This window comes from Leptotrichia sp. HMT-225 (genome assembly GCF_030644325.1).
Classification (GTDB): Bacteria; Fusobacteriota; Fusobacteriia; order Fusobacteriales; family Leptotrichiaceae; genus Leptotrichia; species Leptotrichia massiliensis.
Genome location: NZ_CP130323.1, coordinates 2008549 through 2033868 on the forward strand (window position 1 = coordinate 2008549; position 25320 = coordinate 2033868).

The 25320-nt window shown below is 30.0% G+C and carries 15 protein-coding genes; 1 reads left to right on the top strand and 14 read right to left on the bottom strand.

What is annotated here, in order from left to right; translation table 11 throughout:
- Position 1: 1 nt before the first annotated feature.
- Positions 2–10648, bottom strand: a complete 10647-nt coding sequence (locus tag QU666_RS09740) for an autotransporter-associated N-terminal domain-containing protein (protein WP_021768144.1) — start codon at positions 10646–10648, stop codon at positions 2–4.
- Positions 10649–11087: 439 nt separating this feature from the next.
- Complete coding sequence (gene gpmI, locus QU666_RS09745; RefSeq protein WP_036069760.1) at positions 11088–12623, bottom strand: 2,3-bisphosphoglycerate-independent phosphoglycerate mutase; 1536 nt, start codon at positions 12621–12623, stop codon at positions 11088–11090.
- Positions 12624–13261: 638 nt separating this feature from the next.
- Between gpmI and rpsT the strand changes: the two genes are divergently transcribed.
- Complete coding sequence (gene rpsT / locus QU666_RS09750; protein WP_021768146.1) at positions 13262–13528, top strand: 30S ribosomal protein S20; 267 nt, start codon at positions 13262–13264, stop codon at positions 13526–13528.
- A gap of 99 nt (positions 13529–13627) precedes the next feature.
- Here the strand turns inward: rpsT and QU666_RS09755 are convergent, their stop codons facing one another.
- The 12 genes from QU666_RS09755 to QU666_RS09805 form a co-directional block, all read right to left on the bottom strand.
- The gene (locus QU666_RS09755; protein WP_021768147.1) at positions 13628–14257 is read right to left on the bottom strand and encodes a hypothetical protein; all 630 of its coding nucleotides are present in this window, start codon (positions 14255–14257) and stop codon (positions 13628–13630) included.
- 14 nt (positions 14258–14271) lie between these two features.
- The gene (locus QU666_RS09760) at positions 14272–14811 is read right to left on the bottom strand and encodes an NAD(P)H-dependent oxidoreductase (protein ID WP_021768148.1); all 540 of its coding nucleotides are present in this window, start codon (positions 14809–14811) and stop codon (positions 14272–14274) included.
- A 108-nt stretch (positions 14812–14919) separates the two neighbouring features.
- A complete protein-coding gene (locus QU666_RS09765) occupies positions 14920–15522 on the bottom strand; it encodes a TetR/AcrR family transcriptional regulator (RefSeq protein WP_036069764.1) in 603 nt (200 codons plus the stop codon).
- Positions 15523–16000: 478 nt separating this feature from the next.
- Positions 16001–16555 carry an ankyrin repeat domain-containing protein gene (locus tag QU666_RS09770; protein ID WP_021769235.1) on the bottom strand — a complete coding sequence of 185 codons (555 nt, stop codon included), beginning with the start codon at positions 16553–16555 and terminating at the stop codon, positions 16001–16003.
- A gap of 106 nt (positions 16556–16661) precedes the next feature.
- Complete coding sequence (locus QU666_RS11790) at positions 16662–16760, bottom strand: IS3 family transposase (protein WP_370528895.1); 99 nt, start codon at positions 16758–16760, stop codon at positions 16662–16664.
- 338 nt (positions 16761–17098) lie between these two features.
- A complete protein-coding gene (locus QU666_RS09775; RefSeq protein WP_021769234.1) occupies positions 17099–17251 on the bottom strand; it encodes a hypothetical protein in 153 nt (50 codons plus the stop codon).
- A 174-nt stretch (positions 17252–17425) separates the two neighbouring features.
- Positions 17426–18409 (bottom strand): DNA polymerase III subunit delta, encoded by a 984-nt coding sequence (gene holA, locus QU666_RS09780; protein ID WP_021769233.1) that lies wholly within the window; start codon positions 18407–18409, stop codon positions 17426–17428.
- A 104-nt stretch (positions 18410–18513) separates the two neighbouring features.
- The gene (locus QU666_RS09785; protein ID WP_036070897.1) at positions 18514–20133 is read right to left on the bottom strand and encodes a PTS transporter subunit EIIC; all 1620 of its coding nucleotides are present in this window, start codon (positions 20131–20133) and stop codon (positions 18514–18516) included.
- Positions 20134–20243: 110 nt separating this feature from the next.
- Positions 20244–20939: an N-acetylmannosamine-6-phosphate 2-epimerase gene (locus QU666_RS09790; RefSeq protein WP_021769231.1), complete on the bottom strand. Its 696-nt coding sequence runs from the start codon at positions 20937–20939 to the stop codon at positions 20244–20246.
- Between the two features lie 500 nt (positions 20940–21439).
- The gene (locus tag QU666_RS09795) at positions 21440–22828 is read right to left on the bottom strand and encodes a glycogen synthase (protein ID WP_036070893.1); all 1389 of its coding nucleotides are present in this window, start codon (positions 22826–22828) and stop codon (positions 21440–21442) included.
- A 240-nt stretch (positions 22829–23068) separates the two neighbouring features.
- On the bottom strand, positions 23069–24322 hold the full coding sequence (locus QU666_RS09800; RefSeq protein ID WP_021769229.1) for a glucose-1-phosphate adenylyltransferase: 1254 nt from the start codon (positions 24320–24322) through the stop codon (positions 23069–23071).
- A 174-nt stretch (positions 24323–24496) separates the two neighbouring features.
- The gene (locus QU666_RS09805) at positions 24497–24874 is read right to left on the bottom strand and encodes a hypothetical protein (protein WP_021769228.1); all 378 of its coding nucleotides are present in this window, start codon (positions 24872–24874) and stop codon (positions 24497–24499) included.
- Positions 24875–25320 lie beyond the last annotated feature (446 nt).

The window sequence follows — 25320 nt, forward strand, 5'->3', positions numbered from 1 at the left end:
ATTAATAAATTACTCTAAATCCTATTCCACCTCTTACATTTTCACCTTTTGTATCGTAACCAGCGTTTACTGTTACACCAAATCTTGTATTTTCAATTCCAAGGTTCAAATCAGCTTTTCCGTTTCCACGTCTATCATCCTTTTCACCTCTTATATCAAACCATCCAGCTGTTGTATAACGTACTCTTCCTTGATTATTTACATCTCCAACTTTTCCTAATTCATTTTCATAAGCAAGCCCTAATTTAGCAACAAAATTTGTTCTTACTGCCATTGGCTGTTGATATTTGAATTCTACTCCAACTTCTGGTTTTATCGAATAATAATCATTTGCTTTTACTTCTAAACGCATTTGCCCTGTATTTTCTTTTATTCCGTCAAATCTTCCATATTCAAATTTTAAGCTTCCGTATGTAGAAATACTTGTTCTTTCACTTGTTCTAATATTTTTTCTAAGCTCATTTTTTAGTCCAAATCCGTATGAACGATATTCAGATTTCGCTTCAAATATATCATCAACAACAAGGAATTTTCTCTTCATTTCACCAGTTCCTACAAATCCTTCTGCTGAAACAGTCCAATTCAATCCATTATTATGATCTTTTCCAATTGGCATTGATTTAAACACACCTGCTTTTACGATATTTTGTTCTTCTTTTGAACCACCTATATCGCTAAAGTCAAATTTGTTTCTAACAGCTCCTGCGTACCATCCTGATGATTCTCCCAATCTGACAGTTTCATTTTCATTCAAATATGCAAATCCATAGGCTTTATTCTTGTAGTCAATAATTCCTGCTGTATCTGTCTTATATTCGCCTTTCATTCCAAATGCTTTTATTTTATTAGAATTTTTAGATTTTGTATCCCATTCATTTCTTAAATATCCAAATTCTTTATTTAACAAATTACCAGTTTCAAAAATTCTTTGTTGCACATTTGCATACTGATGTCCCATCATTTCATCAATTGCTTGAACTAATAACGCCTCTTCACTATTTCCGATAGAGTTTAACTTATTATATATTTCTTTTTCTCTTGAATCCAAGCTATTAACATCATATCTTTGTTCCAATCCGTCAGTAAAGTTAAATTCATTTGAAGTTGTTGAAACAAAGGCTGTATAAGGAATCTTTGTCATAAGAACACGTGTAATTTGCTGTGTAGATGGATCAACTTCAGGCGTTGCCATCCAAGTCAATGAAGCAGAATACGGAGTAAAGTTAAATATTCCAGAATTTATCTGATTTAAGAACGGCTGTAATATTTGTTTCCCAATAATTACATTTTTTGCATTTGTAAGTACTGAAAATTCTGTTCCGATTAATAAATCACTGTTAATTCCAAGAGAATTTGCTCCATTTATATTAATTGGACGTGTTCTTCCTAATGTATCCACATATACTCCAAAGTTTGAGAAAGCATAGTTTGTGTAAGGAGTAGTGTAATCAATTGTCTGAACTTGGCTGTCATCTAATGTTACACCGTTTCTCTGAATTGCAAGCCGTCCATTTGGCAATTGAACAATTCCAACTCCTCCAACAGTTTTACTTGGATCTGTTGGTGAATAATAATCTTGTGCTCCATTTCCAGAAGTAATTTTTCCAGTTCCAGAACTCAATGCTGGTAACACATTTCCAGGAGTTGCATTAGCTGCTATTGGTAAATCTCCAGCTACTCCTTGAGAATTTACATCATATCTAACTCCGTAAGATTTAGAACCATTTATATTAATTTCTCCATAATTTTTGATTATAGATTTATTGTTTGTAGTACCTTTTATTAATACACCGTAACTACTATCTGCATCAATATTTATTGTTCCATAATTTTCCAAAGTACTTCCGTTTAATACAGCAACTCCCACAAGTCCTTGAACATTCTCATTTCCACGATAAGAACCAGTTGTAGTAATATTTCCTGTATTTACAAATGTAGCTCCATTATTTACAAATACTCCCATCATTGTCTGAATTTTATCAGAAGATGTTGCTCTTGAAGCATCCAAATATATATTTCCTGAGTTTCTCAATCGTGTTCCTCTGTCATCTCCGTACATTCCAATACTTAGATGTCCTGAAACATAAATGTCTCTCTCATTTGAAATGCTTGCTCCACCTATAGCTGCCATACCAATTCCATAAACGATATTATCTGGATCAGATTTATCAGTTTTTCCAACTTTTATTGTTCCTCTATTTACAGCATTTGACGCTCCTGTCACAAGAATTCCTTGATTTCCGATTCCTTGTGATAAATCAATTGTTCCATTATTTACAATATTTGCTCCATCTTTTCCATAAATTGCAATAATTTTTCCATTTGTTCCAGATGTAATTGTTGCATTATTTGTAACTACTGAAGCTCCTTCTGCGTAAATGAAAGTTGCTTCTTTTCCTAAAGTTACATTTGACGAAGCTGAATTTGAATAAACATTTGTTTTATTCATTCCTGGATTTGCTAAAATTACACCATAAGATTTATCTCCAACATTAAAGTTTGATGTTGTATCATTTATTGTAACTCCGCTCGTTCCATAAACTCCAACTGGTTCACTGTTCGCATCCATAACCAAATGATTTGCAACATTTACTGTTCCACCTAAATTAACACTTCCACCTTTTTTATAAACTCCAATAGCCTTATCTGCAACATTGATTATAGAACTTCCTGTAGTTTCTACATTTCCATTTTCACTAAGTGAGTAAACTCCAAATGAAGCCTCTCCAATATTTATTGTTCCACTGTTTTTGATATTAATTGTTGATCCATTTTGTGCATAAATTCCGACAGTAGAATCATTTTTAACAGAAGTTGCAGTTCTATCCACATTTATAGTTCCGCTGTTTTCAAATGTCTGATCCGATGTTCCTTCTAGATATGCTGCAATCGAACGTTTTCCAGTAATGTCAATATTTCCACTATTTACAATCGCTTTTATTACTCCTGATTTATTTTGTGAAAAAATTCCAATTGAATCATCACTAGAAAATTGCATATCAGCTTTGTTTGTAACATTTGAACCTATTGAAACAATTCCTTTTGCTTTATCAGCTGTACCAGTTATTTTCTTACCATCTATTGTAGCATTTGAATTATCTACATAAATTCCAGTAGAACCGTTATTTAATGTCATATCGTTCCATCCACCAAAAGTCGATGTTCCTGTCATATAAATTCCTGTTCCTTTTGAAGACACGATAATATCATTATTATTCATTTGTGCCTTACTGTTAATAATGTATAACATTGGTTCTGAAGAAGTTGTCAATGTTCCACCATTATTATAATTCAATACTGCATTATTTTCCAAGTATGCCAAACTTCCATTATTTGCAAAATTGTAATTTCCACCATTTACAGTTAATGTTGAATCATTTCCATACAATGCAAATCCTTTATTTCCAACTGTTACATCTCCAGAAGTAGTCAAATTTGTTTTATTTTTTACAAATATTCCAACTGAAGTAGATTCAACATTTCCTCTTGAATTCAATGTAGAATCTCCAACCGTAATATTTCCACTATTTACAACTGTTGCATTTGAAGCATTTGTAGTTTCTGGTGCAATATAAATTCCTGCTGTTCCTTTTCCTAAAGTAATGTTTCCTGTATTTTCAACATTGATTAGTTTGCTGCTAACAGACGTATTTTTAGCATAAATTCCAACTGATTTATCTCCACCAGTTATACTTCCATTATTTTCAACTTTGTCAAATCCAATTGAGTAAATAGCAGACGACTCATTTCCAATTGTTATTTTAGAAGTTGCTGTTGTTGTAATTGTACCTTTATTTACAGTTCCTGCTGGTGCACCACTATAAACTGGTGTCGAATCTTTATAAATTCCATAAATTCCAGTTGATTTATTTCCTACAAGAATATCTTTTGAATTAAGTCCTCTTGATGATTCAAGATACATCGCTGTACTTGTTTCAGCATTTGATAAATCCAAAGTTCCTTTATTTTCAGCATCATATCCAGCAGTTCCAGCCCAAGTTAATGAAGGATTACTATTACCATCTGCCATAAGTCCAATAATATTCTTAGTTGATGGTTTTGCTTCAACTGTAACTCCTGTTTGTATAATAGCTTCCCCATTTATAACGTGAGAAAGTATATTTCCAGTATCCAAAGCATTTCCAAGTGCTACTGTTAAATTTTTTGAAGTTATGGAGCTTCCTTCAGTAACCCGTGTTCTTTCTACAGAGTACCCATTAGTAACTAATGTTCCACCATTATCAACAATGTGTCCTCCCTTTTGGGCAAAAATACCTACTCCATCTCCACCAAATTCAATTTTTGCACCACTTTCAAAATTAACAGTCGCTTTACTAGTAACTATTGCTCCAACTCCATTTGCTCCATTTAACTTGATTGTTGCACCTTTATCAATTACTACCGTTGAAGCCTTGCTTCCATCTCCACCGTTTCCAACATAAATACCAGTTCCAGCTGTTGTATTATCCCCTATATTCATAGTTCCTGTATATTTTATATGGCTACTATTTTCAGCAAACAATCCAACTCCATTTGCTCCTGTTGTAATAGCAGTAGATATCGCTTTTGGAGTTCCAGAAGTTCCTTGTCCATCAGTATAAATTCCTAATGCATAGAAATCATTTGTTCCATCCAAAACAGAATCTCCAACTGTTATTCCTCCAGTATAAGTCGAAATATCAGTATTCCCTTTTAATAATAATCCAATTATTCCTTTTCCTTGCGTTGAACTTCCACTTACAAAATCAAGTGCTGGTGCATTTAACTGTGCTGGTGTTGCTAAAGCTGCTCCAGTACTATCCGTTCCATCTAAGTAAACTCCAACTCCATAGCCTTTAATATTTCCAATAGAATTTAATATAGTTCCATTACCTTTAATATAATAAGCAACTTGGTTTTGTGAATTACTATTTAAATCAATCACAGAGCCTGTTCCATCCGCTTTTGCATCTTGTGTAAGATAAACACCTACTGATGAATCAGCCTTGTTTGTCATAATTATATTTCCTACTTTAGATATATTTGATTTTGGTGTATAAATACCTACTGTTTTTTTAGCATCTAAAGTTATAGTTCCTGTATTTTTTATAGAAGAATCAGTAAGTGCTCCTGTATAAATACCACTTCCAACAGGATTTTCAACATTACTAGCAAAAATTCCTGTAGATCCTTCACCTTTTAAAGTTACAGTTCCATTATTTGTTAAATCTATTTTTTTACCTGCAGCACTTGCAAGTCCAAAAATACCAACTGAATTTTTTTCTTCTAAATTAATATTTGCACCTGTTTCATTTTTTGCTACAGCATCATCTTTTGTAAATATTCCAGTGGAATTTTCTTTTGATAAATTTATATTTTTTATATTTGTAACATTTGTTCCACTACCTTTACCATACATTCCAATTACATTTTTAACTGCTCCAGAAATTTCATTTTTATTAGTTATAGATGCACTATCCGCAGCACCCATTCCTGTTGTATTTTCTCCAGATAAAGTAATTTTCCCTGTATTTTCTCCAGTTGTTCCTGAATCTGTCGCATATATTCCTGTTGAATTTTCACCAACAACTTTAATTCCTTCATTAGTCGAAGCATTTTTTATTTCTGATCCTGATTTTCCAAAGATTCCAATAGATTCTTGTCCATTTACTTCTATAGTCTTATTATTTGTAACAGTAGCTTTTTCACCAAAGATTCCAACTGATTTTTCCTTTGAAGTTACAATTGTTCCACTATTATCAACTGTCAAATTTTCTTTTCCATTTGATGAAGAATTTTGAGCATATATTCCAACTGATTCCTTCATTCCAACATTTATTGCTGAATTAGCTGAATTTGTAATAGTAAGTGCTTTTGTTGCTCCAGATTCCAATTCACCATAAATTCCTGCACTTTCTTTTTCAGAACTACTTGTTGCTAAAGTAATTGTTCCATTATTTGTAATTGTATGATCTTTATTATTCTTAAATTTACCATAAATTCCTGCTGATTTACTTTTATTTGTAGTAATTGTCTTATCTGCATTATTTACAACATCACTATCGCTTATATAAATTCCTGCTGACTTTTTATCTTTGGCAGTTATATTAGCATTATTAGTAACAAAAGAATTATCAATTGCATAAATTCCTGCTGATTCTTCTTTTTCTAAATTAATTGTCCCATCATTTTGAACAGTTGCTGTGTCTGCCATTATTCCTACTGATTTAGACTTTTCTACATTAATTATTCCTGTATTTTTATTATTCATTACAGCTTTTGTTCTATCATCTAACTCATTTTTTATATACATTCCTACTGAAGATTCATCTTTTAAATCAATAGTTCCGCTGTTATTCATTGTAGTTATTCCTGGTATAACAGCTGGTGTATTTTTATCTTTAACAACATTCGCATACATTCCAATGCTGCTATCTTTTTCAGCAGTAATAGTTCCTGAATTTGAAAGGGTATAATTGTTTGCAGAAGTATTTTGTGCGTAAATTCCTGCTGATTTATCTTCTTTTAAACTAATTTGACCATTATTTTTAACATTACTATTTTGCGTGTAAATTCCTGCTGAACCTGTTTTTTCCATTGTAATCGTTCCAGCTGCATCGTTTATTATTTCAGCATTATTTATTCCCATTATTCCAGCAGAACTTCCACCTGACATTTTTATAGTCTTTTTATTAGTTGCTTTTCCACCATCTGACAATATTCCTACTGAAGCTGAGGCAGTACTAAGTGGTGGAGTTGTACTTTCAACATCCGTATTTGTTGCTAAAATTTCTCCACTATTTTCAATTTCAGAATCAGTTTTACCAAATATTCCTACTGATCCTTTTCCTTCTATTTTAATATTTCCAGTAGATTCATTTGTTACTTTTGCTGTTTCAGCTAAAATACCTACTGAAGAATCTTTTTTCATTGTAATTTTATTTTTGTTAGTTACTTCAAAATTTTCTTTTACAGTTGTTTCATTCTTACCGTAGATCCCTACTGATTTTGCTGTTTCAACTTCAATTTTTCCAGATGTATCATTTGTTACCTTTAATTTACCAGTTGCAGTATTTTTTAACTCCGCATAAATTCCAGCACTTTCTTCTTTTCCTGCAGCACCAGTAATTTTAATATCTCCTAAATTTTTAACAGTCTTGTCAGTAGCCGATGTAGATTTTGAAAATATTCCAGCTGATTTTTCATCTTCTGTAGTTATTGTTCCACTATTTGTTACATTACTATTTTCAGCGTATATTCCAGCTGATGAACCTTTTTCAACTGTAATTTCACCACTTGAAGCATTTGTTAATTCAGAATCTGCTAACCCTAATATTCCAACAGAACTAGCTTTTGTCATTATTATTTTACCAGTAGCTTCATTTTTACCATTACTTGCATTAGCATAAATACCTACTCCAGAAGTTCTTGTAGATTCCAAAGTTCCTGAATTTTCAGCTGTAGAAGCTGTATCCGTTGCATTTTCTCCTTTTGTTGCAACCAATCCAACTTGAGTATTCGTAATTAATTTCACACCACTATTAATTCCAACTGTTGAACCATTATTCGCTGATAAAACTGAAGTAGAAGCATTTCCACCATTAGTTATCTTGTAATCTCCATCTAAAAGTGCTTTTCCTTGATTTGCTGCAAAGAAGACAGTCGCACCTGCACCAAAATTTGTTATATTTATTTTATCTGTTGAACCATTATTTAAATATTTTTTCAATGAAGGGCTTGTAGAATTTCCACTTAAAAATCCAAATGTTGAATTTTCACCAAGAGATACATCTAATTTTTCTCCAGCTTTTATTCTAAATGTGTTATTAAATTTTTCTGAATCTGATGAATAAAGTCCAACTGCTCCTTTTCCAATTGTTAATAATGAATTTGTTCCAAAATTAACTTCTGCAGCTCCATCTGAATAAAATCCAATTGTAGTCCCAGCATCTGCTCCAGTCGCACTTTCTTCTAATGTGATTGGAGCATTAATATTTACCTTCCCTGTAGCACTTTTCACATAAAATCCTGTAGCATTTTTTCCAACTATTATATTAGCATTTGTACCACTATGATTAAACTCATATTTTCCTTCGGCATAGATTCCTGTATTTGTATTACCTATTAAATTCGTATTTGAATTCTGATTAGCATTTACATATATCTTACCAGTATTATTAAATGTAATTTTTTTTGCCTTACCATTTAACGCAACAGCTGTGTTCCCTGTATCTTTTGCTGCTGTCACTTCAATAGTTCCTGAATTTGCAAATTCATCCTGTTCCCCATAAAATCCAACAGAATTTTTAGAATCGGCTTTTACATTGATTGTACCACTATTTGAAGATGTCCCTCCTTTTATCAATGCAAATCCTACAGATCTCACTCCCTCTACATTAATTTTCCCTTCATTTACACCTCTACCATATTTTGATTTATCTGTACCTTGTTGCATATTATCATCTTTTGTAGTAGCTGAAAATTTAGAATAATTTGAATTACTATTTACAACAAATCCATAATTAGTTGTCCCTTTAACTGTAATAATAGAAGTAGATTCAGCTTTTATATCTCCTGATCTTAAATAATTACGAGTTGCCTCATTAGTACCATTTACTTTTCCAGGGTTTAACGCTGTCGAAGTATCTCCAACATAGGCTCCTACAGCATTTACAGCTGTATCATTTATATTTATTTTACCTTTTAATTCAACAAAATCAGGTGTAGTTGCTGTTGGAAGCCCAACAGGAACACCAGTAAATACTCCAACTCCTTTGTTTGAATTTATATTTATTATCCCATCAATTTTAGCTTCTTGAATATCATGTAGTAAACCAATCGCTATACTATTTTTTCCATTTATATTTATTGTTCCTGTACTTTCGTTATAAACCCCACTTTCAAATCCTGAAATTTTACTATTCCCAAATTCTCCACCTGGATTTACTATTTGATTTGAAATTTGTCTTTGAGATTTCAGATTTTCATACAGATGTCTTTTATTTTTATTAAGAAATCCAATTGGAAGTCCTTCGTTAAACACAGTTGTAATTCCAAAACTGTTATCACCATTTATATTTACTACCCCTTCATTAATTGCTTGCATTGCAACTTTTCCACGATTGTTAAGCGGTGTACTCCCTCCAACTTCTATTGGAGCACTACCCCATCCAGTACCACCAGGCTTATCTGGATCCCAGTTATGAGGATCTTCCGGTTTCAACTGAAAAGCTGCACTCTCATCTGCTTTTAATGTAATTGTTCCTTTATTTATCATCTTAGTTAAAGTCTTATTATCTGAAGCATCTGGATTGTTAAATCCAAAAGCAACTTGATTTTTATTGCCATTTCCCTTTTCCCCTGTAATCGTTCCTTCATTAATAGCTTTCAACTCTCTTCCATGCATTGTTCCACTTTTTCCTGAACCATGTGTACCTTGAATATCAATCGCAACATTTTGACTTCCTAGAAGATTTATAGTTGCTTTATTTGTAAATACTTGTTCATCAGCAGCTTCATCTAAGACAAAAGCTCTATTATTATCAACAGTTACATTAAAAGTATATTTTTCCTCTACATTTGCACCAGTAATATGCCCTGCACTCAATGTTATGTAATCTTTATTTTTTAAGTCAGTAATATTGTGAGTAGTTTTACCCCCAGTTGCCCAATTTTTCCATCCTGCATCTTTATAATTCGCATTTCCTGTAGGATTAATAGAAAAATTTATTGGATTTATCGTTGGTGCATCTATTTGGGGTAATTCCACTTCACTTGGTTTAGCTATTGTCAATGGTTTAATATCTGGTGGAGTTACACTAATATTGATATTTGGTGTTGCTGGTGAATTAATTTTTAATTTAACAGTTGGTTCTGCCAATGTAATATTTATACTTGGTGCTCCAATTACTGTTGGCTCACTTGGTGCAACTGGATTTTCTATATCAATATTAACTGGTTTAACGTTTGGAAATTTTATATTTGGGGCTGTTATTGGCGAAGTTACGCTCAAATTAATCTCAGGACGCACAACTTCTCTAGGCATATCAATTTGCGGATTGATTGAGATTTCTTCCTTTGTAACAGATTTTGGACGTACATTTGCCATTATTTGAATTTCTACTTCTGGCTCTTGAACATGTAATAATGAAGCTAGTCCATAAGATCTTGTATCCACATTTGAAGAATGTATTGGGGCACTACCAAATCCTCTACGTCTAGTTGACAAAATTCCATTATCTGCCCAGTTTCCACGAGTAAATATCCCATTAAACGGATATTTTGCAGCTTTATCTCCTCTACCTTTGTAAGCTCCATTGCTGCTTAATATAAAAGTATTTGATCCAAATTGCCACGAAGCCCATTTTGATTTTACAACTTGATCCCCTTGTTCCATTAATTGAATCAATTCTAAATTTAAATCTTCTATTGCTTCTTCATTCGCTTTTTTCTTTTTCTTAATAGCAGTACGAGTCTTATCAGCTGACATTACTAGCTCTTTATTCATACGCTCATAAAGTACATTTGAAGAAGTGTTCAAACCAATTGAAAACGTTATCATTCCTGTTATTAAATATGAAAACAGTAATGATTCCGTATACTTTACATTTTTTGCCCTTTTTGCAAAGGCTTTTAAATCTTTTTTTGCTTGTTGTAAATTGTTACTCATATTTTTCTCCTTTTTACTTTTTTCTAATCAGATAAAATACATATGATTTTCTAATTGTACCACTATCTAATTAATTATTTTTAAATTTTTAAATCTTTATCACTCTGTAATAATTACAATTTTAAATTTTTACATAAATATAGCCAATCATATCCAAAAACATTTATTACATGTTCAAATCTATTCAAAATCATGTTAAAGAGAATTAAGAAAGTTACGGATTTGAGTAGAACTGTATAATAATTTTAAATTGATTGACTCTTTAAATTATGTTATTTTAATTTTTAATTATAATTCAAATCTAAATCTAAATTTTTTTTAGTTTTCGTTCTATTATAACACTTTTTTATTTGGATTACAACAAAAAAATCTCTCTTTTTAAATTTATAGAGAGATTTCTTTTTACCTATATTTTGAATCTATTTTCAATTAAAATAATTTATTTTACAATTAATGTACTTCCATCCATTTCAGCTGGTTTTTCCAATCCTAATAAATCAAGCATTGTTGGAGTAATGTCAGCTAGTTTTCCATCTGTTCTTAATTTTGCGTCTTTCATATCATTTGAGATGAAGATAAATGGAACAGGATTCACAGTGTGTGCTGTATGAGGTTCTCCTGTTTCAGGATTTACTAATAAATCAGCATTTCCGTGATCTGCAGTAATTAATACCGCACCATCTAATTCTAATACTTTTCTTACAATTTGCCCAGTACAGTTGTCTACCGCTTGACAAGCTTCCATAACAGCTTCTACATTTCCAGTATGCCCAACCATGTCAGGATTTGCAAAGTTTAATACAACTGTGTCAACTTTTCCAGTATTTAATTCTTCAATTAATCTGTCTTTCACTTTATATGCACTCATTTCAGGCTGCAGATCATAAGTTGCAACTTTTGGTGAATCAGACAACAATCTGATTTCTCCTGGATATGGTTCTTCTTTTCCTCCGTTGAAGAAGAATGTTACGTGTGCATATTTTTCAGTTTCTGCTGTTCTTACTTGAATTAATCCAGCTTTTGATACAACTTCCCCAAACCCATTTACAATTGTTTCAGGCGGGAATGCCACTGGCGAGCTGAATGTTGCATCATATTGAGCCATTGTAGCAAAATTTACTTTAGGATAAACTTTTCTTGTAAATCCAGTAAACTCAGGGTCAACAAATGTTCTAGTTAGTTGTCTGGCTCTATCAGGTCTAAAGTTTGCAAAAATTACACCATCTCCATCTTTAATCAATCCATTATCTTTTGAACCAATTTTAACAGGTTTTACAAATTCATCTGTAATTCCTTCTGCATAAGAATTTCTGATTGCTTCATCAGCAGTTGCCGCCAAGTTTCCTTCTCCAGAAGTTAGAGCATCATAGGCAAGTTCTATTCTATCCCAGTTGTTATCTCTATCCATTGCATAGTATCTTCCTACAACTGTAGCAATTTTTCCTACACCAAGTTCATCCAATGCTTTTTGCAATTGTGCCAAGTACTCCACTCCACTTTCAGGGGCAGTATCTCTTCCATCCATAATTGCATGAACATAAACTTCTGTCAATCCTTTTTTCTTAGCCATGTCAGCTAATCCAATTATATGATTAATGTGACAGTGAACTCCACCATCAGAAGTCAATCCTGTAATATGTAAAGCTTTACCATTCGATTTTGTAGTTTCCATAATATCTGACAACACTTTATTTTCTAAAATTGTACCTTCTTTAATAGCTTTTGTAATTTTTGGCAGCATTTGGTAAACTACTCTTCCAGCACCAATATTTGTATGCCCAACTTCAGAATTTCCAAACTGTCCTTCAGGCAATCCTACAAATTCCCCATCTGCTCTCAATTCAGTATATGGATATTCTTTTACATAATTGTTAAAATTTATAGGTTTTGCTAATTTTACTCCATCTACTTCATTATCGTGATGGTTCATTCCCCATCCATCTAAAATTATTAAAACTACTGGTCTTTTTTTCATAAACATTCTTCCTTCCATTTTTTAAATAACTTTCTTTTTCTATATCTATTATACAGATTTTTTCTAAATTTATCAAGGAATTTGAATAAAAAATTTCTCTTTCTTTTTTTTTAATATACTTATTGAAAAAATTATTGTTAATGAATTTTCTTTCTATTATTCACATATTTTTTCTTTAACAAAATTTTGCTTATTTTAAAACTTATATAGTCTTTTTTTAAATTATAATTTTTAATCAAAATAGTTATTTATGATTAAATGAAAAATGTCGTGATTTTTTTGGAATGAAAACTACTGTTTGAGCTTTTTCAAAACATTTAAAAAATAAATATCTAAAGGGTTGGTATAACTTTTATTAAAAAGCGAGTTTAGTTTTCATTCCAAAAAAATGCTTAGACGAGCTGGGTTTGCAAAGGGGATAGCGACTGTTCCCCTTTGCTTTATAAAAAAAGAAAAAACATATAAATCACAAAAAAATATTTATTGATTAAAATAACCTAGTATCAAGATAATAGAAAAAAATTATTCTTTATAGCTTGATTTTTATTGAAAAAAATGATAATATATTGTGTAATTTGCATATATTAAATTATATAGCATTTTATTTTATAAGTAAAAACTATTGAAAGGAGAAATAAATGGCACACTCAAAATCATCTAAAAAAAGAGTTTTTATTGGTGAAAGAAATGCAGCTAGAAATCAAGCTATTAGAAGCAGAACTAAAACTTTCGTAAAAAAAGTGCTTGCCGCTGTTGAAGCTAAAAATGTCGACGAAGCTAAATCAGCATTAAGCGTAGCATATAAAGAATTAGATAAAGCTGTAACAAAAGGTGTTCTTAAGAAAAACACTGCATCAAGAAAAAAATCTAGATTAACATTAAAAGTTAATTCATTGGCAAATTAATTTTTTTTGCCACTGATTGATTTTAAAAAAATTTTTTTAAGATTAACAAAAATAAAAGACTATCACAATTTAAGGATAGTCTTTTTTAGTTATACAATTTTAATTACTTTTTCTAAAAAGTTCTCTTACTCTCAAATTATTTTTTCTACCTTTTAAAATCCATGAAATTGATCCTTGAAAAAAATACAGGCTTTTCAACCAGTTTGGATTTATATAAATATCCTCATCACTTTTTAAAGTTCTAATATTAGCAGAAAATTCATCTAACACTTTACCTAAATTTTTTAGCGGTCCTTGTCCCAGTTTATATTTTTTCAAATACGGCAACAATTCCCCTGCACCTACACCAATTCCTTGTCCCCAGTCTGCCTTAACTTTCTCGCACCAATTTTTCATCTGTAAAATTGCCAACCGATTTTGCTTACCTTCATAAAATCCATTATTCACTATGCAATAAACTCTAGTTGCTGGATTTACAACTTTTTCTTTCTCAAATTCTACAAATAACTTTAATAAATTAGACGGAATACCATCAACATATAATGGAAAAAGAAATATTAAAACATCACTATTATAAATTTCATTTTTATTTTCATTATTTAATCTAAAAGAAATTGAATAATATTTTTTTATTTCATTGTCTTTAAGCAAGGATAAAATATAATTTCCTAATATTTCAGAATTACTTTTGCCTGCTTTTGGACTTCCATTTATTACACTAATTTTCATATTTCATCATTCTCCTAATCTTCTAAAAAAGAAACTGTAAAATTTTTCACATCTAAATTTACGCTATTGGCCTTTACTATTTCTTTAGCGGCTGTCTTTTCATTTGGCGACAAATGTTCCCCATAAAAATATACATTTAAGTCAAATTTTGTTTTATTTCGTGTAATATGATGCATCTCTTTATTTTTAAATTTAAAAAATGGCAACAAATATGGAATTGTCCTATCTAGCACATTTTTTACAAATGGACTGTAAGAACCATAGACACATTGACTTATAATCACAACTTTATCTGCTTTTGAATATAATTTTGCTAAACTTTCATATCCATCCCTAATTTTACACTTCCCTGGAGTTTTAATCCAACATTCAAAACATCCCATACAGCTTTTAATTCTATCATTGTCACAAATTATAGACACATCTTCCCCAACTATTATTTTTCTTTGATTTATACTATCTTTTATTTTATCCATAATTTTTTCTTTTTTTTCAATTTTCCACTTTAGATTTTCTAATTTTTCATCATCTAAATCGTGTATAATTAATTCCATATTTCTCACCTTCCATAGATATATTAAAATCTATCTAAAATTTAACTGCTAAATATTTTAAGTTTCAAAATTGTACAATAACCAGCAACTTTCAATTCTCTTTTAAGATTATTTCGCTATACAAACTGATTTTATTATCTCCTCTATTTTTTCTTCCCAGCTTTCAGAATACTTTATATCATTTGTAATCATTATTGTTGTCAATCCTTGTACCAAGGCCCACATTGCTATAATTTTATCTTGCATATCTTGATTTGGCACTCCCATTTTTTCAAGTATTTTCATTGCCTCAATTTTTAATATGCTAAAAGCTTTTTCATTATTATTTTCTATTTTTGAAAACTTTGAGAATAAATCTATTTTCATATTTTTTCTTGAAATCATAAAATGATAGTATCTATGATTCTCACAAAAAAACATAACGTACGTTTTTCCTAATTTTACCAGCAAATCCTCTTGATTTTCATATTTTTTCCTCGTTCTATCAAGTTCCACCGCCAATATTCCCCATATATAATCGCTCATTGCGTAAAGCAAATCACTTTTTTTCTTAAAATATGTATACGGTGCTGCATTACTTACCCCACACATTTTAGCCACTTTTCTTAAAGATAATTTTTCTTCTCCTACTTCATTTATCACCTCTATCCCTTTTTCAATCAATTCTTCTCGTAAATTCCCATGATGGTAACTTTTTTTAGATTTTTCCATACTTAAATTCCTCCTAACTTTCATTATCTTATCACTGTAAAGATTATACGCCCAAATCTTAACACTGTCAAGTTTATTTTAAAAATTTATTACTACTTTTTAACTGGGTTTAGTATAAATAAATATTTTTATAAAATTTATTGGGTAAAAAGTTGTTTTAAAAATTCAAATTAAAAAAATAACCGCTGTCTTTTACAACAACGATTATTTGAAAATATAGCTTTGTTTTTTTATAATTTCTATTTTTCCTTCTTCTAATAATTCTAAAATTAACATTTTAAATTCATCTATGTACTTTTTTCAAATTACTTTTCTTAAACTAAGTTTTAATAAATAGAAAACAAGTTTTCAAATTATTTGTCCAAGATTTTGGGTACACTCCACTAATTGTTCTTCTAAATTTTGAGCATAAGAAAATGGCGGTGTCGAAGTTCCACGATTAGAAATTCTTTTTCCTACTTCACTGGCAAATTTATTATTATACTTCTTCTTTCAAATTATATTTTTTTATATAATCTTCCATATATTTAACTCCTATATGTTTATTCCCTTTTTTTGCAAATTCTAATACTGTTAATCCCCATTTATCTTTTTTTAGTAATTTCAGTCCTTTTTGAGAAAAGATTAAATCATATAGAGGTATCATTTCTATTTCAGGTACAAGATCATAATTAAATATATTTTTGAACATTACTGTTTTATGAGGTTTATATAATGGTGTTATATCTGCTCCCTTTTCTAACAAAGTTTTACATAACATCGTTGTTTTTATTATATCTTCACTTCCATAAAGAAACAATTCAAAAAACAATGTTGCTCCATCTTTAGATACTACTTTTACATCTGCTCCCTTATTTATTAAAAAATTTGCTATTTTATACTTTTCTTCAGGCTTTGAATTTGTTAATGCTGTCTGTAATAAAGTATCCCCTACTGTGTCTTTCTTATATTGAGCTCCTTCTTTGAACATTTCTCTAAAATCTTCATATGTTCCCAATAATGTTGCTGCAAATAATGTTGAGTATTTACTCATATAAATCATCCCCTCTTATTCATATTTATGACTTTTATTATTTAAAGGTACTTCAAATTGATAATGTGTTGGGTCATTGGAGTGTCCCCCAAAATTTAGACTATTTTTAAGTAATTTCTTTGTTTCCTTTCTTCATGCTTTCTTCGTATTCATTCGGGCTTGTAAATCCTATTTTACTGTGTATTCTGCTGTTATTATACCACATTTCTTTATAATTGTATATTTCTGCTTTATGTTTTTAGACTTTCAAACCTTTACTGCAAGATAAGGTTTTGCGACAACAAGTAATCCTGTGAAAGTAAAAAAGAAAAAACATAGTAATTATGAAAAAATATTTATTAATCAAAATATCTAAAAAATAATTTAGTTGAATGATTATAAACCAATTATCAAACAACCTTATTATAAAAAATTATTCCTATTTTTAAGCGGGGTTTAATATAAAAATCTTATAAAATAAAAAAGAGCGCGTCTAAATGCACCCTCTTCCATTATTTTCTGACAATAATCAGTTTATATTAAAACTTAATTTCACAAAAAATTTTATTTTTTTACTTTTTCCACATCATCTTTTTTCTTTAAATCTTTATCTGCTTCTTTATCTTCCTCCTGTTTTACTCCCCACGCTTCAGGCTTAGGCACACAAACTGGACGTCCTTCTGGCAGCATATCCCATATTTTTTTTAATATTCCCATTAGAAATACACCTCTTTTATGTTTGCTTTCAAATTTTATTCGTATTTTTTAATTTTTTTGTTAAAATTCTATCAGGTTCAGTTAACGTAGCTTTTAAGCAATCTAATTATAAATCAATTATTTAAACATCTTTGTTCGATGTTTATATTTATTCATATTTTAGGATTTCTAAAATTATTTTTTTCTAAATAATGAGCAAATTTCCATAATTAACATTTCAACTCCTGTTTCCATTTCTATTTTACCAGTCTTTATATCTTTTTCGATTTCCCAGCATCTAAAAACTAATTTTTTTAAACTGGCATTTGTGTAGTTTTGCTCCAGTTCTATTTTTTTGAAAATTACATAGGAATTTGGGATTCTATTATTGGATTTAAAAATTTCTTTTATTTCTTCAAATTCTATTTTAAAAGTGTTGTAATTTTTACTGAATTTTCGACCTTTCATTTTTAACGAGCTTATTTTGTACATTATTTCAAGTTCATTGTAAAGAGAATACAAGATTCCCATATATTCTTTTTTTTGCTCCAAGTATCTCATTACATCCGCTGGGTTGTTTAACAATATGTTTCGGGTCATTTCATAAATTTGATAATCTTTTTCAATAGATACAATATTTTTAATTTTTTCAATATCAAACTTTTCTCCATCCAGAAAAATCTTAATTTTTGCAACTTCATTTCTGACCTTAAACGGATTGCTCCCTATCATTTCAAGAAGCATTGCCACATCCCTTGCATTTATATCCAGTTCATTTACAACATAAGCCCGTATTTCCTCTTCTGTTTCCTTCTGAAATAAAAAAACTTCCATTTGCTTATTTTTACTAAATTCATCCAGCAGCTTTTTTAATTTTACTCCAAATTTCCCATCTTCCTTGTCATAATCAATAATAATTTCCTTATTTACTATCTCAAGATTTGCTATGTATTTCAAAATTTCCTCAATATTTTTAAGTTTTTCTGCTCTTTTCAATACAACCAGTTCCTGACTTGAAAATATGGAATTAATATTTATTTTTTCCAAAAATTTTTCATTTTCCTTCAAATCCACATCAAAAAAACTTTCACTAATTCCAACATTTTCCTTCCGAATTTTCTCCAAAAGTTCAAAATATTTAAATTCTCTTTGCTTTTTTCCTCCAATAAAATAAATCATTTATTTCCTCACGTCTATAATTATTTTTTATTTCTTGAGAAAATTATATCAAATTTTTTGTATAATTTGAACTTTAAAACAAAAAACAAATAAATTTGTTAAAATCATATTCTATATTTTTCTCTTATTTGATTTTTATATGTCTCAGCCTGAGTTCCGTATACTACTTGAATTCCTTTTCCAGAACGAATTACACCTTTTGCCTGCAATTCTTTCCATCTCGCATCATCAGCAACTATAGAAGCATCTTTTACAGTAACTCTAAGTCTTGTAATGCAGGCATCTATATTTTCTATATTTTCTGCTCCACCTAATGAAACTACTATATTGTCTATAAGTTCTGTATTTTCTTTGGCTTCGTTATAATCTTTTCTTGTGTAAAGTTTATTTTCAGAATCTCCTCTACCTGGTGTAAGAATATTAAATTTCAAAATTAATGTTTTGAACACAAAATAATATACAAGTGCGTATACAGGCCCTAATATTAGTATCCAGTAATATGAAGTTTTTGCATTTCCTTGTAAAAGTCCAAAGAAAGTGAAATCTATAATTCCTCTTGAGAATGTAATTCCTACTGCCACATTAAGCACATACATCAGCATATAGGCAAGTCCTTCAAGCAATGCGTGAATTACATATAGTACAGGCGCTACAAATAAGAAAGTGAATTCTATTGGTTCAGTTATTCCTGTAAGGAATGATGTCAATGCAGCTGATAGCAATATTCCTTTTACAACCGCTTTGTTCTTACCATCCGCAGTTCTGTACATTGCAAGGGCCGCTGCAGGTAATCCAAACATCATAGGTAAAAATCCACCTGTCATTGTTTTTGTAGCCGCTGCACTAAAATGTTTTACTGAAGGGTCTGCAAGCTGTGCAAAGAATATATTTTGTCCTCCTGCTACCATCTGTCCTGCCACTTCCTGATAACCTCCAAGCTGAGTATACCAGAACAGAGGATATATAGCATGGTGTAATCCAAATACATTTAACAATCTCATTGTAAATCCATAGAAGAATGTTCCTATAGCTCCTGTAGCTGCAAACATTTCTCCAGCTTTTACAATTCCCATAAAAATTGTAGGCCAAATAAACGGAAATATCGCTGCCAAAGGAATAAACAAAATAATCGTCATAACAGGCACAAATCTATTTCCGCTGAAAAATGCTAAATAATCAGGTAATTTTTTATCTGAAAAACTGTTTGTAATTGCCGAAGCCACAATACCACACACGATACCACCAAACACACCTGTCTGTAATGTAAATATTCCAAGTTCCTTTGCATACAATGCCGCCGTTCCTCTTGCTGCGGCTTCACTCAAACCTTTTCCAACAAGAGCGTCATAAGTTACCGAATCAGGAGTTATCCCTTTAAAACTCAATATCGTTCCTATTATAGTGTGAAAAAGTAAAAATCCTAAAACAGCTGATAAAGCGGCAGTTTCTTTATTTTTATTTGCAAGCCCTATAGCTACACCAACCGCAAACAGTAAAGGTAAATTTGCAAAAACAAATAATCCTGTATTAGAAAACAGCTGCATAAGATAATTTAACGGTGTTCCCGGTTCAAGAAAAGTTAAATTATACGTTTTTATAAGGACAGGATTTGTAAAAGAACCTCCCACTCCTAAAAGTATCCCTGCCATTGGCAAAACTGCAATAGGAAGCATAAAAGCCCTTCCTATTTTCTGTAATACTGCAAAAATTCCATTATTTTTCATAGCATATACCATATTGAAACTATTTAAAATATTAAATTATTCTCCCTTCTTGTGTTATAAAACAGTTTCAATAATTTCCTTTCTATAATATTTATTTTAATTACTAATTTTTATTTCTCCATTTCCCTAACAAATCTTTGAGCTATTTCAAGAGGTCTTGTTATGGCACCTCCAACAACTACTGCAAACGCACCTAATTCCAGCATTTTTTTCGCCTGTTTTGGCTCATGTATCTTCCCTTCGGCTATTACTGGAATATTAAGAGTTTTAGCAAGATTTTCTACTAATTCAAAGTCAGGACCTTCTGATTTTTTACTGTAAGGAGTATACCCACTAAGCGTTGTACCTACAAAATCTACACCCGCTTTCTCAGCATTCACTCCTTCTTCAAATGTTGAAATATCCGCCATTAATAATACATCAGGATATTTCCCCTTAATTTTTTTTATAAATTCATTTATTGTTTTTGCTTCAGGACGTTCTCTCATTGTACAGTCTAGTGCAATTATATCTGTTTTAGCTTCTACTAAATCATCTATTTCCTTCATCGTTACAGTTATATGCTGAGGAAATCCTTCATATTGTTTTTTAATTAGTCCTATAACAGGTAAATCTAAATTTTTTTTAATTTTTTCAATATCTCTTATTCCATTTGTTCTTATTCCAGCTGCTCCAGCTTGTTCCGCCGCAATAGCCATAAGATGCATTATAGTCCCATTTTCTATATAAAGAGGCTCCCCAGGCAATGCCTGACATGAAACAATCAATTTTCCTTTTAATTTTTTCAATAATTCTTCTTTACTCATAATTACACCTTCTTTTATCCTTCAATTAATATTTCTTATATTCCTATCTTACCCCATTTTTTCAATTTGTCAATAGAAAAAGGTTTTAATTTTTTATTATAAAAAAAATTTTATTTTAATCTTTTTCAAATTATACTTGAACTCTTTTATACCAAAACAAATTTATGATTTTAATATCATAGTTCTAATTTTTCACTTTAATTTGAAATGATTTTTATACTCTTTTACACTTTATTTATCGATTGCTACTGTATATTTTTTATTGCTTGATCTAATCCTGTTGTATTCACATAAACTTCTTAGAATTTCTCCTACACTTTTTTGTATTGTTTGTATATAATTTTGCGTCTATACTTAAATTTACTTATTGTATTTAGACATCCATTTAATATAAGACAGCCGAGTAGTTTCATAATTCGACTCTTACGCACTCAACTGACTAAAATAACAAAAAAATGGAGTGTAACATCAAAGTTCTACTCCATTTTATTTTTTAAAAATTAATAAGATTTAGCTAATTCATAAAGTTTTTCATATTCTCTTGCTGATCTGTCCCAAGAAAAATCAAGCTCCATGTTTCTTTTTACCAATTTTTCCCAAATGTCAGGCCTGTCATAATAAATTCCTTCTGCCACTTTTATTGTAAAAAGCATATCATCTGCATTAAAGTTTGTAAATGAAAAACCGTTCCCTTCATCTGTAAAAATGTTGTAAGGCTGTACAGAATCTTTTAATCCTCCTGTTTCCCTTACAATTGGTATTGTTCCAAATCTCATTGCTATCATTTGGCTAAGTCCGCAAGGCTCATATCTTGATGGCATGAGGAACATGTCACTTCCAGCGTAGATTTCATTTGCAAGCTGTCCGTTGTACCCAAGATAAACTTTGAATTTATCTGGATATTTCCATGCCAAGTGGTTATAGTAGTCTTCGTAGAATTTATCTCCACTTCCTAAAATAACTATTTGAACAGCGTCATATTGCAATAAGTTTTCAAGTGCCGCTGATACCAAGTCCAGCCCTTTTCCTTCCACAAGTCTTGAAACTATGGAAATTAAAGCAACATCTGATTTTGGCAATCCTAATTTTTCTTGCAGTAAATATTTATTTTCTTTCTTTTTATCTAAAGAATCTTTATTAAAAGGAATTATTCCCTTTGTTGTTTCAGGATTAAATTCTTCTACATCTATTCCGTTTAGAATACCGTGAATATATTTTCTGTTTGTAATCCATTCCAGCCCTTCACCAAAGTAAGCGTATTTTATTTCTTCGGCATAAGTTGGACTCACTGTATTTACAACATCTCCATATCCAATTCCAATTTCCATAAAGTTCAAGTCATGTCTGTCATCCATATAATATCCCATTCTTTCAAATGAGTATTTAGAGAATTTTCCTTGATACATTAAGTTGTGAATTGAATAAACTGTTCTCATATCCCAGTAAAATGGATCATAGTTATATCTAACATTCAAAAAATACGGAACTGGACCAGTTTGCCAGTCATTACAATGCAAGATATCCGCCTGCAAATTAATTTCCTTCAAAAATCTAAGTGCCAATTCTGAAAACATCGCATATTGAACATCCTGATCAAAATCCCCGTAAACATGTCCTCTTTCGTACAATGCTTTATTTTCAATAAAGTAATAATTTATCTTATCATCTGGGTATCTTACTAAATTAAACACATCTCCGTGACTTTCAAGCCTTGCTACCCATTCCAGCTTTTCAAGATATTTTAACGGTATTATATCATATTTAGGCATTATTATAGAAACTTCATGTCCTAATTCCTGCATTTTTTTAGGTAATGCCCCCAAAACGTCAGCTAGTCCACCAGATTTATAAAACGGAGCCACTTCAGATGCCAAATATACTATTTTCAAATTAATCACTCCTATTCTTAAAAATATTTTTAGTACAATCATTTTAAAACCAAACTGCAAAATTATGATTATTCTATTATTCTATTATTTTACCAAAACCTTTTTTATTCTATCTGTTCGATTTTATAAGGTTTTGGGCACATTCTAAAATATTCAAGCTACCAAGATACACTATTTAAAATAGTTTAAAAATCTCAATAACTTGAATTTTTTTAAATTATTAATTTTAGGCAGTTCAAACTACCATTTTACAGTTTCCCCTGTTTCAATTAATCTGTTATGTTCATCAATTTTTACTCCAGCAAAAATTCTTACATTTTTACCAATAATTGAACCATCAGGGATAACTACACCTTTACCAATGACCGTTATTCCTGAAGACAGCAAGTCTGGACGTTCTTTGTTTGGAATATTTGCATTTCCATTTCCTATAAATGAATTTTTACCAATATATGTGTTTTTATCAGAAATAATTGTATCTAAGTGAGAATTTGCATCTACATAAGTTCCAGAGAAAATAATACAATTTCTGACAGTTGCACCTTTTCTAACTGTAACTCCAGGTCCTAATACTGAATTTTCCACACTTCCTTCAATTTTACATCCATTACAGATTAATGAATTTTGAACACTTCCTGTAACTCCAATTCTTACAGGTCCCAAGTCTTCACTTCTTGTGTAAATTTTCCATCCTTGGTCATACAAGTTAATTCCAACTTCTTCAGATTTTTTGATTAAGTCTAGATTTGCTTCCATGTATGAATCATAAGTTCCTACATCTTTCCAGTAGCTGTCATAAGTATGAACATAAACTTTTCTGTCTTCATTAATCATCGCAGGAATAACGTGATTTCCAAAGTCTAAATCGTGGTTTTCCAATTTTTCAAGGTATTCTAATAATGAATCTGTGTTAAAAATATAAATTCCCATTGAAGCTAAGTTACTTTTTGGTTCAGCTGGTTTTTCTTCAAAGTTTAAGATTTTTTTATTTTGATCAACTTCAAAAATACCAAATCTGCTTGCTTCTTCAATAGGTACAGGCTGTACAGCTATTGTCAGTTCAGCGTCGTTTTCTTCATGTTCTTTTAACATCCATCTGTAATCCATTTTGTAAATATGGTCTCCAGATAAAATTAATACATATTTAGGATTTCTACTTTTAATAAAGTCAATATTTTGTCTAATTGCGTCGGCAGTTCCTTGATACCAAGAATTTCCACCAAGTTTTTCATGTGGCTGCAACATTGTAATTGCAGTGTCTCTTCTATCAAAATCCCATGGTTTTCCAGATGCAATATGCTCATTTAATGATAATGGCAAATATTGAGTTAATAATGCAACATCGTAAATACCCGAATTTGAACAGTTACTTAGCGCAAAATCAATAATTCTAAATTTTCCAGCAAAAGGAACACTTGGTTTAACTCTTTTTTCTGATAGAATATCAAGCCTTGACCCTCTTCCACCAGCTAAAATCATAGCTAAAACTTTCATATAAATACCTCCATTTTTGTTCTTTACATTAAAAGTATACCCCCATTTTTCAAAAAATCAAATTATTTTTTTAAAAAATTTCTTTTGATAATATTATCTGTTATTTAAATTATGTAGCTTAATTTATATTATAACAACGTTCTTTTTATTTCACAGTAATTTTACAACAAAACTCTATAGATTTACATCTTTTATTTTAATAATTCCCAATATTTTTTCAATTAACTCTTCAAAAATTTTATTTTTGTCTTTTTCTTTTTGGTGCATTATTAGAAAATATAAGTCTGTATAAAACTCTTTTTTTATCCCATTTATAACATAATGTCCACATTTTATCTTCTTTTTATTTTTTAAAACCAGTATTCTTTCTTTATTTTCTTCAGATTTAGAAAAATAGATTCCAAATTTTAAATTGTCAAACTGAACTTTTTCAATGTTTTCATCCTTAATCTCATCTTTTTTTAAATAAAAATTTCCGCATATCTCATGATTTAATGTACCAATATTTTCTTTATCCATATAAAAAATGAAATCTTCTGTATTTTTTCTCATAAATTTCTCCTTTTGATTTTTAATTTTTTAATTACAATCAAATCTAAATTATTAAGGTTTTTTCACATTAGTTCAAATTATACATAGATTATAAGTCTATAATTTTAGATTCGCTATTATTAGTTTACATCTAACCTAATATATTTCAATATTATTCACCTCCTATATACTATTTATTTATTTCCCCATATCTTTGTTTAAATTGTTTAATTTATTAAAAAAATAAATTATCAAAAAAATTATATCATAATAATTTCAAAATTTTTAGAGTATATTTTATATTTTGTTAATTAGGCTAAATATATCTAAAACAAATATATTCTAGAATTTATAAAAATTAAAATAAAATTAAATAAAAGGTTAAAAATGAAATAAAACTCTTTAAAACAAAGGTTTCTTATAATTTTAAATTCAAAATTATAAAAAATTAATAACTAAAAAAATAT

Coding starts and splice junctions, on each gene's coding strand:
- QU666_RS09785 (WP_036070897.1), bottom strand. CDS start 20,133: ATGAAAAATAATGGAATTTTTGCAGTATTACAGAAAATAGGAAGGGCT.
- gpmI (WP_036069760.1), bottom strand. CDS start 12,623: ATGAAAAAAAGACCAGTAGTTTTAATAATTTTAGATGGATGGGGAATG.
- QU666_RS09765 (WP_036069764.1), bottom strand. CDS start 15,522: ATGGAAAAATCTAAAAAAAGTTACCATCATGGGAATTTACGAGAAGAA.
- QU666_RS09755 (WP_021768147.1), bottom strand. CDS start 14,257: ATGAAAATTAGTGTAATAAATGGAAGTCCAAAAGCAGGCAAAAGTAAT.
- QU666_RS09790 (WP_021769231.1), bottom strand. CDS start 20,939: ATGAGTAAAGAAGAATTATTGAAAAAATTAAAAGGAAAATTGATTGTT.
- QU666_RS11790 (WP_370528895.1), bottom strand. CDS start 16,760: ATGTGGTATAATAACAGCAGAATACACAGTAAAATAGGATTTACAAGC.
- QU666_RS09800 (WP_021769229.1), bottom strand. CDS start 24,322: ATGAAAGTTTTAGCTATGATTTTAGCTGGTGGAAGAGGGTCAAGGCTT.
- rpsT (WP_021768146.1), top strand. CDS start 13,262: ATGGCACACTCAAAATCATCTAAAAAAAGAGTTTTTATTGGTGAAAGA.
- QU666_RS09740 (WP_021768144.1), bottom strand. CDS start 10,648: ATGAGTAACAATTTACAACAAGCAAAAAAAGATTTAAAAGCCTTTGCA.
- QU666_RS09805 (WP_021769228.1), bottom strand. CDS start 24,874: ATGAGAAAAAATACAGAAGATTTCATTTTTTATATGGATAAAGAAAAT.
- holA (WP_021769233.1), bottom strand. CDS start 18,409: ATGATTTATTTTATTGGAGGAAAAAAGCAAAGAGAATTTAAATATTTT.
- QU666_RS09770 (WP_021769235.1), bottom strand. CDS start 16,555: ATGAGTAAATACTCAACATTATTTGCAGCAACATTATTGGGAACATAT.
- QU666_RS09775 (WP_021769234.1), bottom strand. CDS start 17,251: ATGGGAATATTAAAAAAAATATGGGATATGCTGCCAGAAGGACGTCCA.
- QU666_RS09760 (WP_021768148.1), bottom strand. CDS start 14,811: ATGGAATTAATTATACACGATTTAGATGATGAAAAATTAGAAAATCTA.